6 protein-coding genes and 1 rRNA gene are annotated in these 8,385 nt (G+C 34.8%); 5 read left to right on the top strand and 2 right to left on the bottom strand.

Annotated elements, in window-relative coordinates:
* Positions 1–70, top strand: a 5S ribosomal RNA gene (gene rrf, locus AC57AW_RS03715); the annotation flags it as partial.
* An 802-nt stretch (positions 71–872) separates the two neighbouring features.
* Entirely contained in the window at positions 873–1,067 is a 195-nt protein-coding gene (locus AC57AW_RS03710; protein ID WP_496350863.1) for a hypothetical protein, read from the top strand.
* 191 nt (positions 1,068–1,258) lie between these two features.
* Here AC57AW_RS03710 and AC57AW_RS03705 read toward each other — a convergent pair whose 3' ends face one another.
* Positions 1,259–2,887, bottom strand: a complete 1,629-nt coding sequence (locus AC57AW_RS03705; protein WP_496350862.1) for an acyl-CoA carboxylase subunit beta — start codon at positions 2,885–2,887, stop codon at positions 1,259–1,261.
* 492 nt (positions 2,888–3,379) lie between these two features.
* On the opposite strand from AC57AW_RS03705, the gene AC57AW_RS03700 reads away from it, so the two are divergent.
* Genes AC57AW_RS03700 through AC57AW_RS03690 form a run of 3 tightly spaced genes read left to right on the top strand, consistent with a single transcriptional unit; the run spans position 3,380 to position 6,105 of the window.
* Positions 3,380–4,258, top strand: a complete 879-nt coding sequence (locus AC57AW_RS03700) for a DMT family transporter (RefSeq protein WP_496350861.1) — start codon at positions 3,380–3,382, stop codon at positions 4,256–4,258.
* 16 nt (positions 4,259–4,274) lie between these two features.
* Positions 4,275–5,354, top strand: coding sequence for a putative type IX sorting system protein PorV2 (locus AC57AW_RS03695; RefSeq protein ID WP_496350869.1), 1,080 nt, complete (start codon positions 4,275–4,277; stop codon positions 5,352–5,354).
* A 10-nt stretch (positions 5,355–5,364) separates the two neighbouring features.
* Positions 5,365–6,105, top strand: coding sequence for a hypothetical protein (locus AC57AW_RS03690; RefSeq protein ID WP_496350860.1), 741 nt, complete (start codon positions 5,365–5,367; stop codon positions 6,103–6,105).
* A 423-nt stretch (positions 6,106–6,528) separates the two neighbouring features.
* On the opposite strand, the gene uvrC is transcribed toward AC57AW_RS03690, so the two are convergent.
* On the bottom strand, positions 6,529–8,322 hold the full coding sequence (gene uvrC, locus AC57AW_RS03685; RefSeq protein WP_496350859.1) for an excinuclease ABC subunit UvrC: 1,794 nt from the start codon (positions 8,320–8,322) through the stop codon (positions 6,529–6,531).
* Between the last annotated feature and the right edge of the window lie 63 nt (positions 8,323–8,385).

Below are 8,385 nucleotides of genomic sequence, written 5' to 3'. Positions count from 1 at the left end.
CCGAACACAGAAGTTAAGCCCACCAGCGCCGATGGTACTGCGAAAGCGGGAGAGTAGGCCGCCGCCAGTTTTTATTTTATTTTTAAAAAATCCTTTATCTTATGATAGAGGATTTTTTTTGTTTTATACCCAACCAGACCCCAACAGGGACAACCATACAATCCCAACCATCAGTAATGAGCAATGAATAATAAGTAATGAGCAATCAGTAATCATTAAGAATAATTATTCCTATTGCCACCCAATACCAGAGATCACTAATCATTTATCGCTTATCAATCATCACTTATCATTGATAGCACATGTCACTCCGTAGGAGTCTAAACAAATCTATTGTTCTATTCTATCATCAAGTATATCTAAGATTATTAGGTCACTTAAGTATTAAAAAACTCTCTAGTATTCCTTTGAATCCTTTACACTCTAATCAATGTGGCTGGATTCCTACGGAATGACATAATTGGGGATAGTAGATCTTAGAATGTAAATACTTATAACTACTAACCCCGCAACCTGGATCCCGAATCATTCATAACTTATCATTTATTATTCGTCTCCCTCTTAGCCCCGATAGGAATGGTTACCCCGCAACTTAAGTAGGAGAGCCGATGGGTTTGAGCGAAGGAAAGCCAGGTGTGAGGAGTATGAATGGATAGCGGGAGAAAGCTCCTGAAATATCAGCTGTTATTCACTAAACTATTTCCTCATTATTCCTATATAATTGCATGATGAATGTTGCTTCAACACTTCTTAAAAAAACTCTGATAATAATTTTTCATTAAATTTCACCAAGTATGGAAAAAATAGTATTTTAGAGGAAGCGTAATCCGAAAAGCTATCATAGAGTATGAACTATCAAAAACTAAATAACTATGAAAAATCTAGTAAAGATTTCAAGAGAGATTTTAAAATCACTTAAAGGAAGCGGAGGCTCTGGTTGCCCGGATGATCCACAATTTGGTTTGTGTTATCCTCCAGGATGGCCTAATGGAATTTGTATGACTAAATATCAATGTTGTATCCAAATAGGTCACCCTAAAGACTTTTGTAGAGAAGAATATTTGTAATTAGGTGTGCCTACATTTTGAAATACTTTAGTTACCTGACTTCAATATTATGAGGTTCTGTTGAACTTACTATAAATTATTGTATTTCATTTAGATGAATCTAATGTTTTGAAAATTTAGAATTATAAATAAAAATAATGACTATCTCAAAAAATTAAGATAGCCATTATTTTCATCTGTAAATCAATCAATTATACCTGTATTATCCCTAAATTAAATTTTTCAGTAATAGGAGCGTTATTAGCTGCTTCAATCCCCATAGAAATCCATTTTCTTGTATCTGCAGGGTTGATGATAGCATCTGTCCATAATCTTGCCGCCGCATAAGTAGATTCAGTTTGTTGCTGATATTTTTTTGAAATTGTATCCAGAATTTCGTTGTGCTCTTCTTCTGAAATTTCTTTTCCTTGTTTTTTTAGGGTAGATTCCTGGATCTGTGCAAGTACTTTTGCAGCCTGTGCTCCTCCCATTACCGCTAAATCTGCCCAAGGCCATGCAACAATTAGTCTAGGATCATAAGCTTTCCCACACATTGCATAGTTTCCTGCTCCATAAGAGTTCCCCGTGATAATAGTAAATTTAGGAACTACAGAATTGGAAACTGCATTTACCATTTTAGCTCCGTCTTTAATAATACCTCCATGCTCAGACTTTGAACCAACCATAAATCCGGTAACATCCTGTAAGAAGATCAAAGGTATTTTTCTTTGATTACAGTTGGCAATAAATCGGGTTGCTTTATCTGCTGAGTCGGAGTAAATAACTCCTCCAAACTGCATTTCTCCTTTACCACTCTTAACCAACTTTCTCTGATTGGCTACAATGCCTACAGACCAACCATCAATTCTTGCTGTTGCACAGATAATACTTTTGCCGTAATCAGCTTTGTATTCTTCGTATTCGGAGTTGTCTACAATACATTTAATAATTTCGTTGGTATCATATTGCTCAGCTCTGGAAACAGGCATAATTCCGAAAATGTTTTCAGGGTTTTCTTTTGGTGGGAAACTTTCTATTCTGTCAAAGCCTGCTTTTTCAGTACTTCCAAGAGATTTCATGATGTTTTTGATTCTATTCAAAGCATCTTTATCATCTTTAGCTTTATAATCCGTTACTCCTGAAATAGAGCAGTGTGTGGTAGCACCTCCCAAAGTTTCATTATCAATACTTTCACCGATAGCTGCTTTTACAAGGTAGCTTCCGGCAAGGAAAATAGAGCCTGTTTTATCTACAATCATAGCTTCATCACTCATGATAGGCAGATAGGCTCCTCCGGCTACACAACTTCCCATTACGGCAGAGATCTGGATGATTCCCATAGAACTCATCTTAGCATTATTTCTGAAAATTCTTCCGAAATGCTCTTTATCCGGGAAGATCTCATCCTGCATTGGAAGATAAACACCTGCAGAGTCTACCAGATAGATGATTGGAAGCTTGTTTTCCATGGAAATTTCCTGTGCTCTCAGGTTTTTCTTTCCTGTGATAGGAAACCATGCACCCGCTTTTACAGAAGCATCATTTGCAACAATGATACATTGTCTTCCGGAAACGTAGCCAATAACCACTACAACTCCGCCGCTAGGACATCCTCCATGCTCCTTATACATTTCGTATCCCGCAAATGCTCCTACTTCTATAGAATCTGAATCTTTATCGAGAAGATAATCTACTCTTTCTCTCGCTGTCATTTTTCCTTCATCACGAAGCTTTTGAAGCCTCTTCTCACCACCTCCTTTTTTGATCTCAGTGAGTAAGCGATTTATTTCAGATAATTTTAATCTGTTCTGATCTTCTCGTTTATTGAATTCGATGTCCATAAAATTTTCAATTTTTTACGCTTAAAGATACTATTTTTATGAAGAATATAAATTGGAAGTAAAACAGATGTTTAATTATTTGGTTTTTAGTAAATTGTGAAATTTTTAACAGAAAAATACATTTAAATTATTTATATTTTTTCTAACTTTACATTAGAGTAACAGGGGATGATATCCTCTGCAAAATACTCTGTTCCTAGTTTATTTTTTTAATAGTTTATTATTTGAAGGCCCTGAAAGTTTAACAAATTTTCAGGGTTTTTTAATGATTGACGTTGTAAGCGCTAGTAGTATTTTCTATACTCTATAATATTGAGACCAGTGATATGATCTTTTTTTATTTGAAATTAATAGAATAGATGATGTATTAGGAAAAAAAACTATTAAAAACTTTATTTCTCATTTTTTTATTAACGTAAATTTATATTTTTTGTGAGATTTATAAAAGCGTATTTGTAAATTTGCACGTTAAAAATTAAAAGGAGATAGGTTATGCATAAATTGGCACTTTTCAGGTTGCATTTAATTGTGTTTTTGTGGGGGTTCACTGCAATTTTGGGAAAATTAATTCAAGCCAATGCTCAGATCCTTGTATTTTACAGGATGCTGTTTGCTTCTATTTTTCTTTTTGTATTTATGAGGGTCTTTAAAAAAGAAAGTATAAAGGTTTCGAAAAAAATATTTTTTCAGCTGGCAGCAATAGGTTTTGCGATGGCACTTCACTGGTATTGCTTTTTTTATTCTATTAAAGTTTCCAATGTTTCTATCGCGTTAAGCTGTCTCTCCTTATCTACACTTTTTGCTTCAATCCTGGAGCCCATTATTTTCAAAAGAAAGATTGATGTATCTGAAGTCGTAATGGGAACGGTCATCGTTGCCTGTATACTTTTAATTTTTAAAACAGAGTTTCATTTTAAAGAAGGGATTATTTACGGAATCCTATGTGCCATATTTGGAACTATTTTTTCAGTTTTTAATGGGAAGATGTTTGGCAAAACAAGTTCAGGAAACATCATTTTTTATGAAATTTTCTGTGGTTGGTTTATTTTAATGATATTTTATCTGCTTTCCGGGCAAATTTTTCAAATGAACGAAATAAACTATCGGGATTTGGCGTTAATATGCTTGTTAGCCAGTGTTTTTACCGCTTTTCCAATGTTAGAATCGGTGAAATTAATGAAGTATATATCCCCTTTTACTTTAATTTTAACAGTTAATTTAGAACCTGTTTACGGAATTATACTAGCTTTTTTTATCTTTGGGGAATCAGAACATATGAGCCCTATATTTTATATTGCTTCAGGAGTTATGATACTGGCAATCATTGTGAATGGATTAATTAAAGCCAGAAAAACTAAAAACTTAAACTAAGCATCAAATTTATATGATGAAAAAATATCTTTTACTTGCATTTTCACTGCTGTTTGGGCTGTCTCAATCTCAGATTATCAGGAAATATTCCAATGAATTCTTAAATATCGGAGCCGGAGCAAGAGGTCTTGCAATGGGTGGGGCAGTAATCACCAATCAGGATGATGTATATTCTCCTATGTGGAACCCTGCAGGTTTGATGTCAGTTGAAAGAGACTGGCAGGGTGCAGCCATGCACGCAGAATACTTTGAATCTATTGCAAAATATGACTATTTGGCGTATGCAAAAGTACTTGAAGAAGGGGTATTCGGTGTTTCAGTGGTAAGACTTGGTGTAGACAATATTTTGAATACCACCCAGATGATTGACTCTGAAGGGAACATTGATTATGATAAAATCACCAAATTTTCCCAATCCGATTACGCCGCTATCCTTTCCTATGCTTTCAGACCCGGAGGAAATCCGAAATTGGATGTGGGGGTAAATGCTAAAATTGTTTACAGAAATGTAGGTAAATTTGCAAATGGCTATGGTTTTGGTTTTGATGTGGGAGCAATCTATAAAGCAGATAATGGATGGAAGTTTGGAGGTATGGTAAGAGATATCACGACTACCGTAAACTTCTGGAGCATCAATCAGAAGGAACTTTCAACTGTTGTAAACGGAGAAGAATTCAACCCGGCACCGAAAGATAAACTGGAACTTACAATGCCTAAGCTGAATGTAGGTGCCAGTAAATTATTTGAAATAAATAGCAGTGTTTACGTATTGCCAGAAGCAGGAATTAATGTTGATTTTGCTAAAACTGCTTCATTGATTTCAACAGATTTCGCAAGTATCAGTCCTTATGCTGGAGCGGAACTGGGGTATCAGAAAATGATTTTTGTGAGATTAGGGATCAACAGATTCCAATCAATTACAGATATAGAAGATCTTAAAAGAAAAGTTTCCTTCCAGCCGAGTGCCGGTCTTGGGATCAGATACAGAGGGCTTACACTGGATTATGCGATTACAAATTCAGGAATAGGCGGATCTAATTTCTATTCCAATTTCTTCTCATTGAAACTGGATATGGGAGCATTCAGAAACGATTAAAATTATAGAAATGAAAAAGTTATCAATGTTGATGTTGACAGTTTGTTCAACAGTTATTTTTGCACAAAAGGTTTCAGATTATAAATATGTTACAGTTCCTGAAAAATTTGAAACGTTTAAGGAAGAATATGGTTTAAAAAACTTTTTCACCAAAGCTTTGGCAGGAAAAAAATATATAATTCTTCCAGTCATTAAAGATAATTGGCCTTCAGAAGCGAAAAGTAATTTCTGTAATGTAATTACTGCAGATGTTCTGAATGATAAAAATTTATTTAAGAATAAAGTAATTGTACAGTTCAAGGATTGTAATAATAATATGATCCTGGAAACGAAAGGAGGTTCAAAAATCAAAGAATTTGATGAGGGATTACAGGATGCATTGAGAGAAGCATTAATAAAATTACCAATTTCCAATCCTGTAGCACTATTGCCAGCATCCACTAGTGGACAGAATACATCCCCTGAACCTGTAGTATCTGTTGCATCTACAACTACTCCGGAAGCGAATAGCTATTCAAATGGAAAGCTGGATCTTCAGAAAATACAGATTGATTCCAATCAGTTTATCCTGGCAAAGGCTGGCAGTTCGGTACCGTTTGCAGTTTTCAAAACTACTTCGAAAAATGCTGTTTTTTTAGTGAAATTAGCTGATGGAAACCCTACCATAGGATATTTTGAAAATGGAAGTATTGTGATAGATATACCACAGGCTGACGGAAGATTTTCCAAAGAAATTTTTGTGGCAAAATAATCTGAAAATAACTAAATAATAAACATAAAAGGCTCTTCAAAAAGAGCCTTTTATAGTATATATGCTGATGTGTTTTTCATTTTTTCGAAAATTTGAAAAGTGTTTATAATAGGACTCACTGTAGATAACAGTAACTCATCATCTGTATTGTGGTAAATGAAAATGTAAAATATTTATAAAATGAGAAAAGTTTTCATAGTATTATCGTTATTAGTTGATAATACTAATTTATGAAAAAAATATAAATAATACTATTATTTAGTAAAATATTTATTTATTTTCATTTTTCATTGATAAATCACCTTTGCGTTTGAAGGAATGTTAATTTTTGTCACTTATTGATGAAATAGAAAATGGATGTCAAATTTTATAAAAAAGCACTGTTTTCTTAATGTGAATAGAACTGTTGAGTTACAAAAATCATCAATTGGCATTAAAAAACTCCCAGATCACTTTAGCTTTGCTTTTCCCTAAAATTTCTTCCAGGGTTTCAAGATTGGCTTCTTTGATACGTTTTACAGACTTCAGTTTAGACAGAAGCAGTTCAATCGTTTTTTCTCCAACACCGGGAATTTCTTCCAGTTCAGATTTTATGGTAGAATTTTTCCTTCTTGTTCTGTGATGCTTTACCCCAAATCGGTGAGCCTCGTCACGTACACGCTGAAGGATTTTCAACGTTTCGGATTTTTTATCCAGATATAAAGGAATAGGATCTTCCGGGAAGAAAATCTCTTCCAGCCTTTTGGCGATCCCTACAATGGTGATTTTTCCGTAAAGCCCCAATAATTTAAGACTCTTTACAGCAGAAGACAGCTGTCCCTTTCCTCCGTCTATCAGAATCAGTTGGGGAAGATCTTCACCTTCATCAAGCATTCTTTTGTAACGGCGGTAGATCACTTCTTCCATAGTTGCAAAGTCATTAGGTCCTTCCACTGTTTTTGGATGAAAGATTCTGTAATCTGCTTTACTTGGTTTGCCATCTTTGAAAACTACACATGCTGAGACAGGATTGGTCCCCTGGATATTTGAGTTGTCAAAACCTTCAATATGTCTGGGCTCTACCGGCATTCTGAGAAGTTTGTGCATTTCAGCCATGATTCTGTTGGTATGCCTTTCAGGATCTATAATCTGAACCTGTTTCAGCTTTTCCAGACGATATTCTTTAGCGTTCTTTTCAGAAAGCTCTACAATTCTTTTTTTATCTCCTACTTTAGGAACAATCAGTTTTACATTAGGAATTTCTACAGACAGATGAAACGGTAGAAGGACTTCTTTGGAATCAGAAGAAAACTTCTGACGGATCTCAATCAATGCCTCTTCCATAATGTCTTCATCTGTTTCTTCAAGAATCTTTTTGATCTCGGTAGTAAAACTCTGGATGATATTTCCATTTCTGATTTTAAAGAAATTGACATAGGCAGCCGTTTCATCACTGGTCATTCCGAAGACATCTACATCATCAATATTAGGGTTGACTACAGTATTCTTAGCCTGATAATCTTCCAGAATATCCAGCCTTTCTTTAATAATCTGAGCTTGTTCAAACTGAAGATTGGAAGCCAGTTTCATCATCTGACTCAGCAGATAGTCTTTAGCTTTGCGGAAATCCCCTTTGATCATTCCACGGATGGCATCTACCTTTTCATCATACTCTTCCTTGCTTTCAAGATCTTCACAAGGGCCTTCACAGTTTTTGATATGATACTCCAGACATACTTTATATTTTCCTTCTGTAATTTTTGCTGGAGAAAGATTCAGATTACAGGTTCTGAGTTTGTAAATATGCTTGATGGTGTCCAGTAAAATCTTTGCAGGGCGTACTTTTGCGTAAGGGCCATAATATTCCGATCCATCTTTAATTACATTTCTGGTCAGAAAGATTCTTGGGAAATCTTCATTCTTGATGCAGATCCACGGATAAGTCTTGTCATCCTTCAGCATGACATTGTAAAACGGCTGATGTTCCTTAATCAGATTATTTTCCAATAAAAGTGCATCATACTCACTGTTTACAATTGTGGTTTCCAATCGCTGGATTTTCCCGACCATTATTTTGATCCTGTATCCGGAAAGGTTTTTGTTGAAATAGGAAAGAACCCTTTTCTTCAGATTTTTAGCTTTCCCAACATACAAAAGCTGTTCGTTTTTATCATAATAACGATAAACGCCGGGTTCGGATGGTAAGGTTTTGAGCTGTAGTTCTAAAGAAGGATTCATATAACAAAATTAAGGAAACTTTCCCTATTTAAAAAAGAAAAACCTGCAGATGACTCTACAGGT

The sequence above is a fragment of the Chryseobacterium sp. BGA-UO-ETr-SB22 genome, from assembly GCF_059567885.1.
Note: the sequence above shows the minus strand (reverse complement) of the source record. Positions and strands in the feature narration are given on the sequence as shown.